Raw genomic sequence first — 17,600 nt, forward strand, 5'->3', positions numbered from 1 at the left:
TTTCATATAGAAGAAAAGAAAGAAATCCAACAATGCAAATGGCAATAATGTATATCGCTGCGATCGTTGCGGTCGCAGTGGTCATCTTCATGCTCATCAAAAAGATGGACATCAAGATCTCGCTGTTCCTTATCGGCATCCTGCTGATGTTCGTAGCCTTGCTGATGGGCAAGCCGATCGCTTTTGAGAAATTCGTTTCGAGCGGCGTGACTTGGCTCGACCCGTTCAAGGTTGTGGGCGATCAATTCGTCAGCACGTTGGTTTCAGCGGGCTTCATCATCCTGATTCTCGGCGGTTATACCGCTTACATGTCCCATATCGGCGCCAACGAGGTCACGGTCTCCGTGCTCGCCAAGCCGATTGGGCACATCAAGTCCGCCTATATCCTTGTGCCGATCACCTTCCTGCTGGGCAACCTGCTGTCCCTGGTGATTCCAAGTGCGTCCAACCTTGCCATCATCTTGTTGGCGACCCTCTTCCCGGTGCTTATCCAAGCCGGCATGTCGACGCTGAGCGCCGCGGCCGTCATCGCGACCACTGCAACGATCATGCCGACCCCGCTTGGCTCCGACAACGTGGCCATTGCCGCTGAGCTGGCCAAGACTGCAAAGTTCGCCGGCATGACTGCAAGCGATTACGTCTTCCGCTATCACGTCCTCGTTTCGGTGCCAACGCTGCTCATCATTGCCATTGTGCATTACTTCTGGCAGAAGTTCATGGACAAGCGTCACCCCGAGACCACGGGTCTTGCCTCCGCTGACGTCAAGGACGTCAAGCTCGTTGAAGGCGGGCATCTGTTCCGCACGGTCTATGCGATTCTGCCGCTGCTGCCAATCATCATGTTGCTGGTGGTCTTCGCTATCAACTCTATCGCCGGCACCAAGATCAATATCACTGTTGAGCTTGCCTCCATCCTTTCCTTCGTCATTGCGATTCTGTGCGAGCTTATTCGCACCCGTAAGGGCAAGGAAACGCTTGCCGGCACCGACAGCTTCTTCAAAGGCATGGGCAACGCGATGCCGATAGTCGCGCTTCTGGTCGCTGCATCCGTCTTCGTTGTGGGCCTCAAGTCCATTGGCCTGATCAATGCTCTGCAATCCGCTATGACCGGCCTGCACGGATCTGGCATGGGCTTCGTCCTGCCGCTCATCCTTGTGGCTCTGAGCGCTCTGATTGTGCTGCTCTCTGGCTCCGGCACCGCGCTGTTCTTCGCGATGGTTCCGCTTATGGTTCCGCTCGCAGCCGCTGCTGGCATCAACGTGCTTGCTGTCTCGCTGCCGATGGGTCTGGCTGGCAACCTGCTTCGTGCGGTTTCCCCGGTTTCGGCTGTAGTCATGATCGTTGCTGGTTCCGTGAAGAAGAGCCCGCTCGAGATCGTTCGCCGTACCAGTGTTCCTATGATTGCTGGCGTCGTGGTGATGTTCGTCCTTTCGATGCTCATCTTCCTGCCGATGGGTGCGTGAACCTCGTCGCTATAGGCGCTATAGCTGTATAGCTTGGTTTGCGCGGATAATACAACCGAACAAATAAAACGGATGGCCGGACATCTCGGCTCTGTAAACGCAGAGTGTAGGTATTCGGCCGTCCGCTTTGTTGTAGAGCAAATAGAAATGCTGCCGTAGCGTTGCGGCAAAATTCTGAACTGTTATTTTACGGTTCTGACGGACCCTTTGATAATCATTTTTGGCTTAAGCAATGAAGTCTGGGGGTCGTTTAGCCACGGAGCCGGGCTGAGTTTGGACGCCTTCTGCTTGATTCGGTTCATCATGTAGGCGTGACACGATTTTGCAAGCTGGGGGATGTCCTGGTCGATGGTGGTCAGATTTGAGGCGATGCCGAGGCTGTTGAGGACATTATCGTAACCGATCAGGGAAATGTCTTCGGGAATGGACAGGTTGCGTTCCTCGGCTCGTTTTGAAAATCCCAGCGCCATCAGGTCGTTGCAGCAGAACACCGCAGTGGCTCCGGAATCGAGAATGCGGTCGGCGGTCTGATAGCCGCCATCGAAACGGTAAGCTCCGTAGCAATCGAGTTGCGGGTCGATGGTGATGTGGTTTTTGCCTAGCTCGTCAACGAAACCTGCCTTGCGAGCTTCTGCGTTTCCGTTGTCATGGCGGCCGGAAATGCAAGCGATATGAGTGTGGCCAGCTTCGACGAAAAGGCGTGCTGCAAGCTGGCCGCCCTGATAGTTGTCTGAACCCGCCGCGTCGCACCACTGCTCCCGTACCAAACGGTCAGTCAGTACGACCGGGCAGCTCATCTGTGCTACTTCGCTGCGTAAATCGGTGGAATCCTTGGTTGATTCGCTGGAAGGAATCAGGAAAAGCCCGTCGATATTGCGTGCCTCAAACTGTTGAAGCAGTTGACGTTCGGTGTTTTTGGAATCGTTTGAATTGGCAATAATCAGTGAATAGCCGTCCGTGCTGCATTCGTCCTCGATTTCCTTGGCCAAAGACGCAAAGAAAAGGTTTTCGATATCGGGGACCAAAAGCGCCAGCAGCATCGAGCGTTTAGTGACTAGACTACGAGCGGTCTGGTTTGGTACGTAATTGAGTTCGCTAGCCTTGCGTTTGATAAGCTCACGTTTTTCTTCTGAAACTCGTGTCGGATGGTTGTTGAGTACCAGCGAAACGGTGGTTATCGAGACTCCTGTGGCTTTTGCAACATCACGCAATGTTGTGCGATTGCTCATTGTTCCCATTCCTACACGATGATGGTTATCGCGACTTAGGCGACGAAAAATAACGTAAAAATGGTATCAAAGCCGCTCTATAAGCCGTGACAAAACGTTTCACTATTATGTAAGGGCATTTTAACCGCGAAAATGATGGTAATCAAGTGAGTGCGAAACAAGAGATTTTGCAGCAATTACTTTGTTGGGATGCTTGCTTTTGAAAAGAACGCCTTGATTTGTTCGCTGGTGCCGTAAGAAGCCTGCGCACCGTAGCTGGTCGCGGCGTAGGCGGCCACGTATGAGGCCAGCGAGGCGGAATCGCTAAGTGAGAAGTCGGAGGAGAGGCCCGCAAGCAGGGTACCCATGAAGGCGTCGCCGCAACCGGTGGTGTCGACGGCCTCGATTTTCGCGGCGTCAACGCGGTAGGTACGGTCTTCTTCGATAACGATGGCACCGTTGCCGCCGAGAGTAACGACAGCCTGCTTGAAACCGAAATCATGCATGGTCTGCGCGATATAGTTCCAGTCCATACCCAGCCAATCGCCATTCTTCGGTTCGGCGATATTCAGCAGTTGCGCCATCTCGTGTTCGTTGACCAGAAGGATATCAGAATATTCGACGAGTTCATACGGCAGCTTGTCAGTGAAGGGGGAGTCGTTCAAAAGCACCTTGATGCCGGCATCGTGGCACATTTTCGCCGTGGCGGTGACGGTTTCGATTGGACTTTCCAGGCATAGGCCGAGCACCGACGACTTGAGCAGCACGTCTTTCTGGCTTTCGATGTAGTCGGTGCTGACGGTTGCGTTTGAACCCGCCGAATAGACGATAGTGTTTTCGCCGTTATCGTCGACGGTTATTACGGTCGTGCCGCTTGCGCCGTCGGCATGGCGGACGTGTGAGGTGTCTACGCCGGCGTCATTGAGTTTGCCAAGCAGAAAATCAGCGTTTGCATCGCTTCCCACGGCCCCGAACATATTGACGTTCGCGCCGATTCTCGCGGCAGCGGCGGCTTGGTTGCCGGACTTGCCACCGGGAAGAATGCGCAGCGGGCCTCCGGCGATGGTCTCGCCGGGCTTCGGCAGGCGCTTGGCTGTGACCGTATAGTCGGCGTTCATTGACCCCACAATGCTGATTGATCCTGAAATATTATCCAGCAGGGGAAGGGCCTTTACGTTCATCTCATCCTCGTTTCGCGTTACCTCAAACCACAACAAGTCTTTTAACGTTTTGTATTCAGTTCGATTATATGGTAAAACGCTTTATCATAGAAGTCAAGTGTGGTGAGTCTGCATAGAATTTGGTAGCTTGCATGTGAATGCGACATGATTCGCTTCCTGGGCGTATCGTTTGCAATGCAAGATTGCGTTTGTGACGTTGTGTGGCTTTTGGCGTCGCAACCACAAATGAAACTATACGTAGAGGATTTCTGGGAATGATACACACAAAGAGGCTGCCAAAATGACAGCCTCTTTTCTCCAAATTTGCCTATGCAGCAATTGTCGTTTTACGCATAGATGCTGTGAGGGTGCATGTCGTCGGGGAGGCCTTCCATCAGGCCGGAGACCGAACCGGATTCGAAGACCGAGCGGATGCCTGCGGCAAGAAGCGGGGCGATGGAGAGCACGGTCATGTTGGGCAGGCGCTTCTCCTCGGGAATCGGCACGGTGTCCATCAAGACGATTTCGCGGGCGCCGCAGTTCTTGAGGCGTTCGATCGCCGGTCCAGACAAGAGCCCATGGGTGGCAACGAGCGTTACGGATTTCGCGCCGGCCTCACGCAGGGTGCGCACGGCCTCGCAGATGGTGCCGGCGGTGTCGATCATGTCGTCGACCACCACGCAATCGCGCTCGCGCACCTCGCCGATGATGCCATGGGCTACGGCGTGGTTCGGACGCGTGACGTCGCGGGTCTTATGGATGAAGGCCAGCGGCAGCCCGCCGAGCTTGGCGGCCCAGCGCTCGGAGACCTTGATACGTCCTGCGTCGGGAGAGACGATGGTCGCGTTTTCAAGTGGCATCGAGCCGCGTACGTAATCGAGCAGCACCGGCATCGCGGTCAAGTGGTCGACCGGCCCGTCGAAGAAGCCCTGCTCCTGCGAGGCGTGCAGGTCGACGGTCATGATTCGGTCGGCGCCGGCCGTCTGGAAAAGATCGAACATCAGACGGGCGGTGATGGGTTCGCGGCCCAGGCCCTTCTTGTCTTGACGCGAATAGCCGAGGAATGGCGCGACGACGGTGATGGAACGGGCCGATGCACGCTTCAGAGCGTCGAGCATCAGCAGCTGCTCCATGATCCACTTGTTGATCGGGTCGGTGTGCGATTGCAGCACGAAGACGTCCGCGCCGCGTACCGGCTCGGTATAGCGCACGTACATCTCGCCATTGGCAAAGTCGTAGGCTGTGGTCTCCAGCGGCACGGTACCAAGGCATTCGGCCGTGGCCGCTGCTTGTTCCGGATACGCCCGACCTGTCACCAATGCCAGTCGTTTTTTGGGCTTTCCTTCGAGAATCGCCGACATATCTCGCCTTCCAATATATTGACTTTGCGTTCGGATCCCCGATCCGGCGGCCGGATCCAAAACCCCAATAAGGCAAAGACGGATGATAAGAAACCTCTTCTATGATACAGCCGCCCCTGCGAAAATCCGCAGTGGTGCGTTGGATGTGGATTTGGGAGTTTTCGGTATCGGTTGACAGCAGATCCGGTCCGTGCGTTCGCAGGAGGCAAACATCGTGATATATCGTCATTTTTGGAATAAATGAATAGTTGGATTCTGCCAGATCCTTTCCCGCCAAGTCCATTAACGTTTAGATTGAGTGATAAAAAAACTGGGATTTTTCGCTTCATGGAAGCGTGAGATATTTAGAGGAGAAAGCGGATGAGAAATTCGTCACAGAAGAGAATGGCGGCTCTGGCGTGCGGGGCATTGCTGCTGATCGGTTTTGCGGCTTGCAGATAGACGAAATATTGTATTTTGTGGAGAACGATACTGACAGACGGTATCATGGTTACCGATAAGAGGGGAGAAAAAGAAAATGCATCGTTGCAATAAGTGCGGAAGTATGGTGCAGGACGGGGACGCGTTCTGTAAAATGTGTGGTGAGGCGCAAAATAAGGTGGCAGGTGTGCAATCGTCCAGCGTGCAACGTTGCCCGAATTGCGGGGCTTCGGTGACGTCAGACATGAGTTTTTGCACCGTTTGTGGCCAACGGTTGGTTAGCAGGGCCACTGCCGCTGGTGCCACTGGCTCGGCCAACGCCGCGTCTGAAACGACACCGATGCAAACGTCGGCATCCGCGCCTGTTCCTGCGGCTGGATCCTCATCTGCGTCCGTACCTGCGTCGGCACCCGTGCCTGTGCCTGCTCTTCCCATGCCGAGCGGCAATTCGGGACAGCCGGCGGCCGGCGCCAATCCGTCGCCTCAGGACTCCAAGAAAAAGCTGACCGTCGTCATCGCCGCAGTGGTGGCGGTCGTGCTCATCGTCGTGGCGACGGTAGCGTTCAATCTGCATCGGTCGTCGAAGCCGACCTCGAATGGTGGCAATCCGAAAATCACTTCGCAGCCAAAGAAGTCGTCCAATTCGGACGACATGAAGACGTATGGGCTTTCACAGCTGCTGAAGCGTGGGCAGAGCATCTGGTTTGTCAGCGATAAGGAGCCTACCAAGACTACCGCTCCGTACGTTTTGGTGTTCGACAAGGGCAAGGTGACTCGGTATGGGACTGCATACGGAAAATATCGGGCGTTCAACTATTCCGATCTCAAGGGAGTGAAGAGCGGTCAGCTTCTCCAAAAAATTAGGCAATGGGACCGAAAGAATTTTGAATCCACAATAAAAATGTACAGCGACCAATTGCAAAAGAGGCTTGATAGATTGCAACAGCACGTTCAATCCAACAGTCCCTATTGTACTGCCACTACTGATGACACTCAATCCGCTGGTTCTACTTCCAAAGCCGATCCGGGATGCAAACGGGAAATGGCGGATGTGAAGGCATCGATGGCCAATTTGAAGACGTTCAAGTATCGGGCTCCGGAACCGGGCGCGTATAAACTGTCCATTGAAACCGACGACACAGGGAATGTCACCAAGCTGGAGCATGTGCAGTTTTCCGGTGGGAACTTACGGATAGAAGATGTAACGCCATCAGAAGGTGTAAAACCTAACCCCGATATCGATTCCTATGGGAGTTACACTGAGCAGGCTCTCGAAGACGTGCCGGGGGGTTCGAAAGTATCGAAAGAACCTGTGGATACGTATTCTCTTAAGTGGGGGGAGGGCAAATACGGCGAGAATCTTACGGGGATGGCCAGACCATATCAAGTGTATGACAAAACATATGACGGATTGTGTTATGTTGATCCCGACAACCACTTGACTGAAACCTTCATGCTGCAGATGGCCCCTGACGGCAAGAGCCTGCCGACAAGAGTGATGCTCGATCAACCCGGCGCCAAAGGGGTCAAGATCGTCAGCTGATCCTGTAGCATCGACGATAAAAGCCGAAGACAGCGCGGTGCATTCATTGCAATGCCAGCAAACCCGCCCGCCGTCTTCGGCTTATTCGATTGAGGTTTTGCTGTCTCAACCCGCCCGTATTATTGAAAAGCTATGTCTGGCGCGGGTTTGCGCCGTGAGATGGCACGCATACACACTCCTGTCGCGGAAAGACCGCGGCCGACTTTAGTCCGAAGGAGGTGGGTGATGTCTGCACACAAGTATGAACTGATGTTCATCGCCGATCCGGAGCTTGACGAAAGAGCCCTGAAGAAGCTGACCGATGAGTATATGGAAATCGTCACCAAAGAGGGCGGTTCCGTTTCCGACCCTGATATCTGGGGACGCCGCAAGCTTGCCTATGAAATCGATGGCAAGACCGAAGGCAACTACGTCGTGGTCAACTACAGCTGCGAGCCAGCAACGAACGATGAACTGGACCGCGTCCTGAACCTGAACGAGTCCGTAATCCGCACGAAGATTCTTCGCAAGGATGTCAAGTAATTCCGTTTAGGAAATATTAAATTTTAGTCTATTTGCTTTTCGCTTTAGCGTTATCGACAAAAGCCAAAAGCTGGTCAGGAAGGCACGTCATGGCAGCAGGAGATACGGTTATCACGATTATCGGCAACCTTACGGCCGACCCGGAGCTGCGCACTATCGGCAGCGGGGCGTCCGTCGCGAGTTTCACTATCGCCTCGACTCCGCGGACCTATAACCGCAACACGAACCAGTGGGAGGACGGCAACGCCCTCTTCATGCGCTGTTCGGCGTGGCGGGATATGGCCGACCATTGCGCTTCCTCGCTTTCCAAGGGCATGCGCGTGATCGCCCAGGGCCGCCTGCAGCAGCGTTCGTACACCGCCAATGACGGGACGAACCGCACGGTCGTGGAGATGACGGTCGACGAGATCGGCCCGTCCCTGCGCTATGCCACCGCCCAGGTGCAACGCCAGTCCTCTTCGAACGGCGGGTTCCAGGGTGGTTCCCGCAACAACGGAGGCTATAACGGCGGCGCCGGCAACAATGGTGGCGGTTACAGCGGCGGCTACAATGCCGGCGGAAATGGCGGCAACGGCGGATACCAGGGTGGCGCAGGCTACTCGGGTGGCGCCTCTGCTGGGCAGACCCAGCAAGGCGGCCAGTCCCAGGCTCCCGCAGCCGATCCGTGGGGCAGCTCCAGCAATTCCGGCGATGGATTCTCGAGTTTCGGAGGCAGCTCCGATTTTGGTGGGGATTCCGACGAGCCTGAGTTCTAGCGAAACGCAAGAAGCATCAAACAAATAGACGTTGATAAGTGTTAAGGAGACATTGATATGTCACGTAAAAGGCCAAAACCACCAGTCAAGCCGTTCAAGAAAAAGCCGAATCCGCTGAAGGCTGCGAAGATCACCGAGATCGATTACAAGGACACTGCGCTGCTGCGCAAGTTCATCTCCGATCGCGGCAAGATCCGTTCGCGTCGCATCACCGGCGTGACCATCCAGGAACAGCGTGAGATTTCCCGTGCCATCAAGAACGCGCGCGAGATGGCTCTGCTTCCGTACGCCACCAACGGCCGCTGATAGGAGGATACGAACAATGGCTGAAACTAAGGTTATTCTTACCAAGTCCGTCTCCAACCTCGGTCACTCCGGTGACGTCGTCGAGGTCAAGTCCGGATACGCACGCAACTACCTGATCCCGCAGGGCCTCGCCTTCGCGTGGAGCAAGGGCGCAGCAACGCAAATCGAAGCGATGAAGCGCGCACGTCTGGCCAAGTCCGTGGCCACCCGTGAAGACGCCGTGGCCGCCAAGGCCGCCATCGACGGCACCGTCGTCGAGCTCAGCGCCAAGGTCTCCGAGTCCGGCAAGCTGTTCGGCGGCATCTCCACCATGGACATCGCTTCCGCTCTGGAATCCAAGGCCGCCGTCGATCCGAAGGCGATCAAGGTCGAGACCATCAAGACCACCGGCGAGTTCCCCGCCACCGTGGCCCTGCACCCCGAAATCTCCGCTAACTTCACCGTGAAGGTCGTTGCCGAGTAATTCCGGCCTGTGTTTATATCGGTTGAAAAACCGCAAGCTTAAGCAGAAAACCCGTCGTGCACATCGTGCCGGCGGGTTTTCGTATGCGCGGGCAATGCAAAAGGGCCGAATCCAACAGAATCAGAATAACTCTGCTGGATTCGGCCCTTTGAAATCAATCAGCGACTTACACCTTGCGCCGACTTACTATAGTCAACGCAGTCAAGCTGCCAATCGCCGAAATCACTGAGCGGTGTAGCCGCCGTCAGCCACGAACTCGGAGCCCGTGGAGAACTTGGACTCGTCGCTGGCCAGGAACACGGCCAGATTGGCGATGTCCTCAGGCTCGCCCAGGTGGCCCATCGGGGTCTTGGACTCTTCAAGCTTCACCAGATCAGGCGAAGGATCGACCATCGGGGTGTGGATGTATCCGGGGTGAATGGTGTTCACGCGGATGTTGAGCTTCTCTTCGGCGCAGTACAGTGCCGCGGACTTGGTCATCAGGCGCACGCCGCCCTTGGTGAAGTCATAGCCTACAGCGAAGGATTCGCCGACCAGACCCTCGATCGAGCACATGTTGATGATGGAGCCGCCGCCGTAGTTCTTGATGTTGCGCACGCCGTGCTTGGTGCCGAGGAACATGCCCGTGCCATTGATGGCGACGATTTTGTTCCAATAATCCAGCGGCATGTTCTCGACGTTGTACTGATCGCCGATGCCGGCGTTGTTGACCACGACGTTGACCTTGCCGAATTTGGCGATGACGTCCTTGAACGCCTGCTCCCACATTTCTTCCTTGGTGACGTCAAGCGTGACGAACATGGCGTTTTCGCCGAGTTCTGCGGCGACTTTCTCGCCGCTTTCCGCGTTGATGTCGCCGAGGGCGACCTGTGCGCCTTCGTCCACGAACTTCTTCGCGATGGCCAAGCCTATGCCAGAAGCTCCACCTGAAACCAGTGCGACTTTGTCATTAAGACGATCTACCATAATCTAACCTCTTTGTTGTTCGGTTACTTTCATAACCAGCTTAGCACTTGGATTTCCTCTATTTTTGTTATTAGAATAGAACAATGGATAATTCGCTGCCAGTACTGCAGACCAAGCTTTTTCAATATATAGATATTTTTATCGTTTTGTAATCCTCGAAGACCTATTAGTGGCGAAAATTCTGTTCGCTCTGGTTTGAAGCGATTGCGGCCATCGGCGTATAATAAGTTAGTTGCGCGTCTGGGGGGTCGGGGCGCGCCAATTGTTGCCAAACCCCTGGAGTGCCTGACTGGCAAAGTGCATTGAGGTTGAAAGAACTTGCAAGAAGAACGTGTTTCCACACAGACAAAACTATCCATTGCGGCAGCAGCCCTGCTTTCGTTTACCGGAATATTGACCGAGACTTCTCTTAACGTCACTTTTCCGACGATGACCCGCGAATTCGGCCTGCCGCTTTCGACCATCCAGCTTCTGACTTCCGGCTACTTGTTGATGGTGACCATCGTGATGAGCACCTCTTCGTTCCTGCTCAAACGTTTCGACGCCCGCCTGCTTTTCCGCTGCGCCGTCGTCGTGAGCATCGTAGGCACGGTTCTGTGCTGCCTGCCGCTGAACTACTGGCTTCTGCTGCTCGGCCGTCTGCTTCAGGCCGCTGCCACAGGCATCTCCACACCTTTGATGATCAATGTCATCCTTGCGCTGGTGCCGGTCAGCCGGCGCGGTACGTACGTCGGCGTGGCGAACATGGTCACATCCTTCGCGCCTGCGCTCGGCCCCACTTACGGCGGGCTTATCAATTACTACTTCTCCTGGCGCGTCATTTTTGTGTTCACGTTGCCGTTGCTCATCGTTGCGTGGATTTTGGGCGAGGCCAATCTGCGCCTGAAAGCGGAAGGGGCCGGTAAGTCGTTCGATGCCATCGGGCTGGTGCTGCTGAGCTTCTTCATGGTCAGCTTCACCGAGATTTTCGACCAGTTTGGCGCCGGCGGCGGTTGGTCGTACAAAGTGGCCATCGCCATTTGTGTGGCGGCAGTTCTGCTTGCTCTCTTTATCTGGCGTTGCCTTACGTTCAAGTCCCCGCTGCTCAACCTGCGCCTCTTTAAAAAGTCCATCGTGGGTCTGCGCGGTGCGAACTACGCCATTCTCCAGTTCATCAACATCGGCAGCTCCTTCCTGCTCCCGGTTTTCGCCGAGAACTTCCTTGGTATCGATTCGCTGGCAGCTGGCCTGATGCTTCTCCCGGGTTCTCTGCTAGGCGCCTTCATCGCTCCGTTTGTCGGCAAGCTCTACGACCGCCGAGGGCCTACGCTGGTGCTGCTGGTCTCCAACATCTCGCTAATCATCGGGGCGACCGCTTTGTGGGCGATGGCTGGCAAGGCGACCGTAGTGATTCTGACACTTCTTTATATGTTCCTGCGCGCCGGTTTCAATTTTGGTTACGGCAATACGATGTCGGATGCGAGCAAGTTCGTCTCCGGTTCACAACAGACCGATTTCAACTCGCTGTTCAACGTGCTGCAGCAGTATGCCGGCTCGCTCGGCACGACCGTGCTTTCCGCGTCGCTTTCCTTAAGTGAGGTCCATATCCCGCACAATGTCAAGGCAGCGGCGGCGGCCGGCGCCACGAACGCCTTCGCCTTGCTGATCGTGCTGGCTCTGGTTGCGCTCTGCATCACGCTGGTTTCCATCAAGGTACGCAAGAATCCGTCGGTGCAAATACAGCCGGTAGAGGTCTAGTATAAACAATCCCGACTTCTGAGGCCCGTGACTTGCGGTCCCGCATAATGCAAGGAACGTCACAGGGTAGGTTTCATCACATTCGCTTAGGGCTGGAAAGGGCTTAAGTAATACAAAAATCGCGTTCCGTTGCATTATTCTTTATCTCAACCGATGCGAAAGCGTTTGCAGGCGTCCGCCGCTAACGAAGCTGTTACGGGATTGACGTTTTAAAGGAAAACGAGATTCCGGCAAGAGCGAAGGAGCCGCGAACGCAGCCCGGCATCGTGAACCAATAACGGCAATGAAGCGAAAGGGGCCGACGATGGCTGACAAAATCAATGCATCCGACGCGATGATCAAGGTACTTGAGGATTGGGGCGTGAATCATATCTTCGGGCTTCCCGGAGGGTCGTTCGACTCGACGATGAACGCGTTGCACAACCGGCGCGATACCATGAAATACATTCAGGTACGCCACGAGGAGGCCGGTGCGCTGGCCGCTGCGGGCGAGGCCAAATTCACCGGCAAGATCGGTGTATGCTTCGGCTCCGCGGGTCCTGGTGCCGTCCACCTCCTCAACGGTCTCTATGACGCGAAGCATGACCATGCGCCGGTACTGGCACTGGTTGCCCAGGTGCCCACCGCGAAAATGAACACGGATTATTTCCAGGAGATTGACGAAGCGCCGATTTTCGAGGATGTCTCCGTATATGACCGCACGGTGATGACCGCCGAACAGCTGCCGGCTGTCGTCGATCAGGCCATCCGTCAGGCTTACGAGCATTCCGGCGTCGCTGTGGTCGTCATTCCGAAGGATTTGGGTTGGGCGCCGATTGACGATGTCGTCTATTCCACCGCCCACGATTTCTCGCAGGGAAAGCTGTGCATTCAGCCTGATCGCGAGGACGTGGCTGAGGCTGTCAGGATCTTGAACGAGGCGGAACGCCCGTTGATTTACTTCGGTGCCGGTGCCAAGGACGCGGCAGAAGAGCTTGTGACCCTGTCGGACAAGATGAAGATTCCGATGATGTCGTCGGCGCTGGGTGTCGGCGTGCTGCCAGAAGACCAGAAGGCCTACGTGCGCAGCGCCGGCCGCGTGGCCACCAAACCCGGCGTGGACGCGGCTTTCTCCGCCGATGCCGTGCTGTTCATCGGCACCAACATGCCCTTCACCTCCTACTTTGTCCATCCGAACGCCAAGTTCATCCAGGTGACCATCAAGCCCACCGATATCGGCAAGCGTCACCATGTCGACCTCGGCATCGTGGCGGACGCCAAGGCGATGCTGAAGGCCATGATTGAGATCGCCCCGAGCGTGGACTCGCGTCCTTATTACGACGTGATAGTTGAGGATCTTGCCAATTGGAACGAGTGGTCGGCCGCCCGCGAGGACCTCGATACGACGCCGCTCGAGCCCGATACCGTCTTTGCGCGCATCAACCGCAACGCCGAGCCCGACGCCATCTTCGCCGTGGACGTCGGCAACGTGACCATTGATGGCTACCGCATGCTCAAGGTGAGCCCGGAACAGAAGATCTCGACTTCCGCGTGGTACGCCACAATGGGTTATGCCGTGCCGGCCGCCATCGGCGCGCAGGAAAGCTACCCCGGCCGCCAGGTCTTCTCCATCAGCGGCGACGGCGGGTTCGCGATGAACATGCAGGACATCTTGACGCAGGTCAAGTATCACGAACCGATTATCAACATCGTGCTGACCAACAAGGCGCTCGGCTTCATCGAGGGTGAGCAGGATGATATCGACCAGCCGCATTCCGGTGTCGATCTGATTGACGCCAGCTATGCCGACGCGTGCACGGCGCTGGGGGCGAAGGGCTTCGAGGTCCGTACACTCGCCGAGCTGGACGATGCGTTCGCCCAGGCGGTCGCGAACCACGACGGTCCGAGCGTCATCGACGTGAAGATCTCCGGCATCCGTCCGCTGCCCGTTGAGCAGCTGGTGCTTGATGTCGACGAACGCCATACCCAGGCCGACGTCGACGAATTCGCACGTACCTATCACTCAGAAGGTCTGGTGTCCATCAGCAAGTTGCTTGGCAAGCACGGGTTGGATAGTCATATCGAGCCGCTGAAGCAGTTCGGTTCGGTCTGAGTTCTGATGCCTGTCGGCCGCTTAAGAAATAAGCAAGTGATATAGGAAGTAATACGTAAGTTGTATAGCACCTAAGCGGCATGGCACACGTTTGATATAGTGCGCAACCATAGAGCATATAAGCGGTATGGAACGGACTATAACGCAAAATGGCACACAGGCGGTAATCTAAACGGTTTCTTGTGATTGGGCTCACGAGTTTCTGTCGGGTTGCCGCCTGCGTCCTATTTTTGTGTTGCGTTTTAGGCTTAAGCTGCGTTATCGGCCAGCGTAGTGTCGCCATTTTTTGCCGTCCGAATCACGGAAAATATTGCTTGCCACCGCGCGTTGCGATGCGTTTTGTCTATGATAAATACTGACTGTTTACGACATCCGATACGAGGAGCGTGCGAGCTTGATTCGGTCTCAACGAGGAGACAACCAGACGCGACCTCAGCGATCACAATCTGCAGGAATACAATCTGTGCAATCGCAATTTACGCAAACTCCGTCGGCGCGAACGCATCCTGACCAAAATAATGATACGAAAATAAAACCTCGCCCGCGTCGTCATCCGCACCGCCACTCCCGTCACGACCCGATTACGCTCGGCAACGCCGTTGGTTACGGCATCGGCGACATCTACGGCGGCGGCCAGCTCACACTTATCGGCACCTACCTGGTTCTGTTCTGGACTCGTTTTTACGGCATGTCCATCTCCGTGGCGCAAGCAGTGGTCGGCTTGAGCGCCATCATCAGCGGTGTCGCGGCACTTTCGTTTGGTATCCTCGGCGATAATCTTTATCGCTTCCCAATTGGTCGTCGTTTTGGTCGCCGCCATTTGCTGCTGATGGTGGTGCCACCGCTTATTTTGGTCGGTATCCTCCTTTGGATTCCAGGCCTGCCCTTCGCGCTCTATTTTCTGGTTTATATCATGTGGGTCACCGTCGCCCAGCTTTTCGCTTCGGCCTACAACACGCTGCCCGGCGAAATGGCGTATGGTTTCGATGACCGCACCAAGCTTTCGACGGTCCGTCTGCTGATTTCCGGGGCTTCCGGCACGCTGATTCTGCTGATCGGGGGAGGCACTCTTTCGATATTCGGCGAGCACCGGCCGCTGGGCTACATGATTTTCACTATTGCCATCACGATTTGCTTTGCCCTTGCTGTTTTCGTCTGCTGGAAGAGTACGTGGGAGATGTCGCCCGAAGAAGCGGGATTCGGACAGTATGCCGAGGCTAATAGTTCTGCAAGACGTGGGAACGAGGAGAGCCATCTCTCGATTCATGACGAAGTCAAGCTCTGGCGACATCGCCTTGCCGTCATGTTCCGCGAATATGCCAGCACGTTGCGTATCGCAATTTTCCGCCGCCATTTGGCGCTCTACCTGCTCATGCTCACCGCCGGCGACGTGTTCAGCCAGACCTTCGTGTTCTTCGTCATCTACGACTGGAACAAGTCTGCCGCATTCGCCTCGCTGCTTCTGAGCTCTGGCATCATCACCGTGCCGCTGACACCGTTGTTTGGCGTGGCCATGACCAAGATTGGCCCGAAACGCATGTATCAGGGCAGCTTCGCCGCGAGCATCATTGGCCTGATTTGGATCTTCGCGGCCTGGCGTTTGGCTGGCGAATTGCCGGAGCCGTGGTGGACGGTGTTCGCGGTTGCGGGCGCGCTGTTCTTCTTCATCGTCAAGGCGCCTTCAGGCTACCTGCCGTGGGCGGTCTTTCCGTTCATCGCCGACGTCGATCAGGTCGTTTCCGGCAAATACCGTGCTTCGACTTTCAGCGGCATACAGGCCGGGTTCCGTCAGCTGGCTTCAGGATTTTCTGCGATAGCCGTGGGAGCCGTGCTCGGATTTGTCGACTTCGATTCCTCGCGTCGCGTGCAGACGACGTTGGCGTGCAATGGCTTGGGAGCCTTGATGATTGGCTGGTATGCGCTCTCTATCGTCATCTGTATGATCGTCGTGCGCCGTTTCAACCTCGATAAGCACACGGATGGCATCGCTTTGGCCGAGTCCGCTCGAGTTGCTTCCGGCGGAGACCCGCACGATGTCGATCCGACGGTTCGCGCCACGTTAGAGGACCTGACTGGACAGCCTTACGGGCGGTGAAACCAAAAATCCGCAGAACCTTGCGATTCTGCGGATGTTATCTGTGCCCCCACGGGGATTCGAACCCCGGACACGCTGATTAAGAGTCAGCTGCTCTAACCAGCTGAGCTATAGGGGCGCTGGTCTTAAACTACAAGAGCCAAGAGAACAGTATACATACGCTTTAGATATTGTGCAAGGCGGTGTGTCGCCTATTGCCAGACGCGTTCGCGGCGTTGGCTGCCATTCTTCGAACCGTGGGTATTCGGTTTTGGCGCTTGGTGGCAGTATTGGTTCCCGATAATGCTTCATCATCACTTATAAAAACGTTTGCCGAGATTTGTTCAATTGTTTTAGTGGTGGATAATTTTTTGGTGAGTAGAGAGTCTTGTGTACTTTAGGCGGCTTCTAGTTTTTTCTGGATTATCGAAGATAGCTGATGGAACCGGAATTTCCTAAGCTGGTTTTATTGGCGGCATATAGCTGTTTTTTAGGTCAAAAATCAGACAATCATTGAGTTAAAAAAGTGATTTCCGTAACAAAATCTATCGAAAAATAAGAAATAATCAAAATCGGAATGTCTTTATCATTCAGTGAGTTACACTTCTTCTTATCGAATATGGATAAGTTCAACGTTTCGAACATATCATTTTCGAGACATGACTAAGAACGATAGATGTTCTGTGCCTGAACCACATGGCTGTGTGAAGGTGCCGTTCGTCGTACATTCGAGAAGGAAGAATAATGGAATTCTCACTTAGTGCAAAGCTGGCTGCCGAATTCATCGGCACCGCCTTCCTGATGATATTCGGAAACGGCGCGGTCGCCAATACCGAACTCAAGGGGACGAAAGGCCACGGCACCGGCTGGCTCAACATAGCGATGGGCTATGGTTTCGGCGTCATGTTCCCGGTGATGATGATCGGCTCGGTCTCCGGCGCGCATATCAACCCCGCGATGACCATCGGCCAGGCGGTCAACGGGCTCTTCCCGTGGTCCGAAGTCATGCCCTATATAGTCGCCCAGCTTCTGGGTGCGGCGGTCGGCCAACTCGTCATCTACTTCACCTACCTTCCGTATTACAAGATGGAGACCAGTCCTGACGCTATTTTCGCGACCTTCAGCACCACCGAAGCCACTGGCAACAAAGTCGTCTACTTCGCCAACGAGCTTCTGGGCACCCTCGTCCTCGTGCTCGGCGCCCTCTGCATGCTCTCCCTGCCTTGGGGCAAGAAGGACCCGGCCGCCGCGGCCATCGTCGTCGGTCTCATCGTCTGGGGCCTGGTGACCTCCATGGGCGGCTCCACCGGTCCCGGCCTCAACCCGGCCCGTGACCTCGTGCCCCGCTTCCTGCACTGGATCCTTCCCATCCCGAACAAGGGTGGCTCTCGCTGGGGTGAGGCTTGGATTCCGGTCGTGGCCCCGATTATCGGCGCTATCATCGGTGCGTGGATTTTCAAGGTCTGCTTCGGCTGATCGGTCAAAGTCGTAAAACTACGTTTCTCATAACCCAACAGTGGTGGCGCGGTC

At 55.4% G+C, this 17,600-nt stretch carries 14 protein-coding genes and 1 tRNA gene; 10 read left to right on the forward strand and 5 right to left on the reverse strand.

Annotation, left to right across the window (positions count from 1 at the left end; genetic code table 11):
• Window positions 1-32 precede the first annotated feature (32 nt).
• Complete coding sequence (gene dcuC, locus OZX70_RS01050) at window positions 33-1,463, forward strand: C4-dicarboxylate transporter DcuC (protein ID WP_277181290.1); 1,431 nt, start codon at window positions 33-35, stop codon at window positions 1,461-1,463.
• Between the two features lie 182 nt (window positions 1,464-1,645).
• Here dcuC and OZX70_RS01055 read toward each other — a convergent pair whose 3' ends face one another.
• The 3 genes from OZX70_RS01055 to OZX70_RS01065 form a co-directional block, all read right to left on the reverse strand.
• Window positions 1,646-2,692: a LacI family DNA-binding transcriptional regulator gene (locus OZX70_RS01055; RefSeq protein ID WP_277181292.1), complete on the reverse strand. Its 1,047-nt coding sequence runs from the start codon at window positions 2,690-2,692 to the stop codon at window positions 1,646-1,648.
• Between the two features lie 176 nt (window positions 2,693-2,868).
• A complete protein-coding gene (locus OZX70_RS01060) occupies window positions 2,869-3,852 on the reverse strand; it encodes a ribokinase (RefSeq protein ID WP_277181295.1) in 984 nt (327 codons plus the stop codon).
• Between the two features lie 326 nt (window positions 3,853-4,178).
• Window positions 4,179-5,192: a ribose-phosphate diphosphokinase gene (locus OZX70_RS01065; RefSeq protein ID WP_277181297.1), complete on the reverse strand. Its 1,014-nt coding sequence runs from the start codon at window positions 5,190-5,192 to the stop codon at window positions 4,179-4,181.
• Between the two features lie 517 nt (window positions 5,193-5,709).
• Between OZX70_RS01065 and OZX70_RS01070 the strand changes: the two genes are divergently transcribed.
• The 5 genes from OZX70_RS01070 to rplI all read left to right on the forward strand — a co-directional run bounded on the left by OZX70_RS01070 (window position 5,710) and on the right by rplI (window position 9,201).
• The gene (locus OZX70_RS01070; RefSeq protein WP_277181300.1) at window positions 5,710-7,155 is read left to right on the forward strand and encodes a zinc ribbon domain-containing protein; all 1,446 of its coding nucleotides are present in this window, start codon (window positions 5,710-5,712) and stop codon (window positions 7,153-7,155) included.
• 225 nt (window positions 7,156-7,380) lie between these two features.
• A complete protein-coding gene (gene rpsF / locus OZX70_RS01075) occupies window positions 7,381-7,677 on the forward strand; it encodes a 30S ribosomal protein S6 (protein ID WP_277153481.1) in 297 nt (98 codons plus the stop codon).
• A gap of 89 nt (window positions 7,678-7,766) precedes the next feature.
• Window positions 7,767-8,432 carry a single-stranded DNA-binding protein gene (locus OZX70_RS01080; RefSeq protein ID WP_277181302.1) on the forward strand — a complete coding sequence of 222 codons (666 nt, stop codon included), beginning with the start codon at window positions 7,767-7,769 and terminating at the stop codon, window positions 8,430-8,432.
• A gap of 57 nt (window positions 8,433-8,489) precedes the next feature.
• Window positions 8,490-8,738 carry a 30S ribosomal protein S18 gene (rpsR, locus tag OZX70_RS01085; protein ID WP_277143412.1) on the forward strand — a complete coding sequence of 83 codons (249 nt, stop codon included), beginning with the start codon at window positions 8,490-8,492 and terminating at the stop codon, window positions 8,736-8,738.
• A 16-nt stretch (window positions 8,739-8,754) separates the two neighbouring features.
• Window positions 8,755-9,201, forward strand: coding sequence for a 50S ribosomal protein L9 (gene rplI, locus OZX70_RS01090; RefSeq protein ID WP_277181305.1), 447 nt, complete (start codon window positions 8,755-8,757; stop codon window positions 9,199-9,201).
• A 222-nt stretch (window positions 9,202-9,423) separates the two neighbouring features.
• On the opposite strand, the gene OZX70_RS01095 is transcribed toward rplI, so the two are convergent.
• Window positions 9,424-10,167 (reverse strand): glucose 1-dehydrogenase, encoded by a 744-nt coding sequence (locus OZX70_RS01095; RefSeq protein ID WP_277181307.1) that lies wholly within the window; start codon window positions 10,165-10,167, stop codon window positions 9,424-9,426.
• Between the two features lie 318 nt (window positions 10,168-10,485).
• Here OZX70_RS01095 and OZX70_RS01100 point away from each other — a divergent pair, with 318 nt between their 5' ends.
• The 3 genes from OZX70_RS01100 to OZX70_RS01110 all read left to right on the forward strand — a co-directional run bounded on the left by OZX70_RS01100 (window position 10,486) and on the right by OZX70_RS01110 (window position 16,091).
• Window positions 10,486-11,904 carry an MFS transporter gene (locus OZX70_RS01100; protein WP_277181309.1) on the forward strand — a complete coding sequence of 473 codons (1,419 nt, stop codon included), beginning with the start codon at window positions 10,486-10,488 and terminating at the stop codon, window positions 11,902-11,904.
• A gap of 304 nt (window positions 11,905-12,208) precedes the next feature.
• Window positions 12,209-13,996, forward strand: a complete 1,788-nt coding sequence (gene spxB / locus OZX70_RS01105; protein WP_277181311.1) for a pyruvate oxidase — start codon at window positions 12,209-12,211, stop codon at window positions 13,994-13,996.
• Between the two features lie 463 nt (window positions 13,997-14,459).
• Window positions 14,460-16,091, forward strand: coding sequence for an MFS transporter (locus OZX70_RS01110; RefSeq protein WP_277181313.1), 1,632 nt, complete (start codon window positions 14,460-14,462; stop codon window positions 16,089-16,091).
• 44 nt (window positions 16,092-16,135) lie between these two features.
• Here OZX70_RS01110 and OZX70_RS01115 read toward each other — a convergent pair.
• Window positions 16,136-16,209: transfer RNA gene (locus tag OZX70_RS01115), tRNA-Lys, on the reverse strand.
• Window positions 16,210-16,814: 605 nt separating this feature from the next.
• On the opposite strand from OZX70_RS01115, the gene OZX70_RS01120 reads away from it, so the two are divergent.
• A complete protein-coding gene (locus OZX70_RS01120) occupies window positions 16,815-17,546 on the forward strand; it encodes an MIP/aquaporin family protein (RefSeq protein ID WP_277181315.1) in 732 nt (243 codons plus the stop codon).
• Window positions 17,547-17,600: the final 54 nt, after the last annotated feature.

This window comes from Bifidobacterium sp. ESL0732, from assembly GCF_029395535.1.
GTDB lineage: Bacteria > Actinomycetota > Actinomycetes > Actinomycetales > Bifidobacteriaceae > Bifidobacterium.

Bases quoted from the DNA above. Each gene is read 5' to 3' on its own strand.
- rplI (WP_277181305.1), top strand. From the start codon at position 8,755: ATGGCTGAAACTAAGGTTATTCTTACCAAGTCCGTCTCCAACCTCGGT.
- rpsR (WP_277143412.1), top strand. From the start codon at position 8,490: ATGTCACGTAAAAGGCCAAAACCACCAGTCAAGCCGTTCAAGAAAAAG.
- rpsF (WP_277153481.1), top strand. From the start codon at position 7,381: ATGTCTGCACACAAGTATGAACTGATGTTCATCGCCGATCCGGAGCTT.
- OZX70_RS01095 (WP_277181307.1), bottom strand. From the start codon at position 10,167: ATGGTAGATCGTCTTAATGACAAAGTCGCACTGGTTTCAGGTGGAGCT.
- OZX70_RS01060 (WP_277181295.1), bottom strand. From the start codon at position 3,852: ATGAACGTAAAGGCCCTTCCCCTGCTGGATAATATTTCAGGATCAATC.
- dcuC (WP_277181290.1), top strand. From the start codon at position 33: ATGCAAATGGCAATAATGTATATCGCTGCGATCGTTGCGGTCGCAGTG.
- OZX70_RS01120 (WP_277181315.1), top strand. From the start codon at position 16,815: ATGGAATTCTCACTTAGTGCAAAGCTGGCTGCCGAATTCATCGGCACC.
- OZX70_RS01055 (WP_277181292.1), bottom strand. From the start codon at position 2,692: ATGAGCAATCGCACAACATTGCGTGATGTTGCAAAAGCCACAGGAGTC.
- spxB (WP_277181311.1), top strand. From the start codon at position 12,209: ATGGCTGACAAAATCAATGCATCCGACGCGATGATCAAGGTACTTGAG.
- OZX70_RS01070 (WP_277181300.1), top strand. From the start codon at position 5,710: ATGCATCGTTGCAATAAGTGCGGAAGTATGGTGCAGGACGGGGACGCG.
- OZX70_RS01080 (WP_277181302.1), top strand. From the start codon at position 7,767: ATGGCAGCAGGAGATACGGTTATCACGATTATCGGCAACCTTACGGCC.
- OZX70_RS01065 (WP_277181297.1), bottom strand. From the start codon at position 5,192: ATGTCGGCGATTCTCGAAGGAAAGCCCAAAAAACGACTGGCATTGGTG.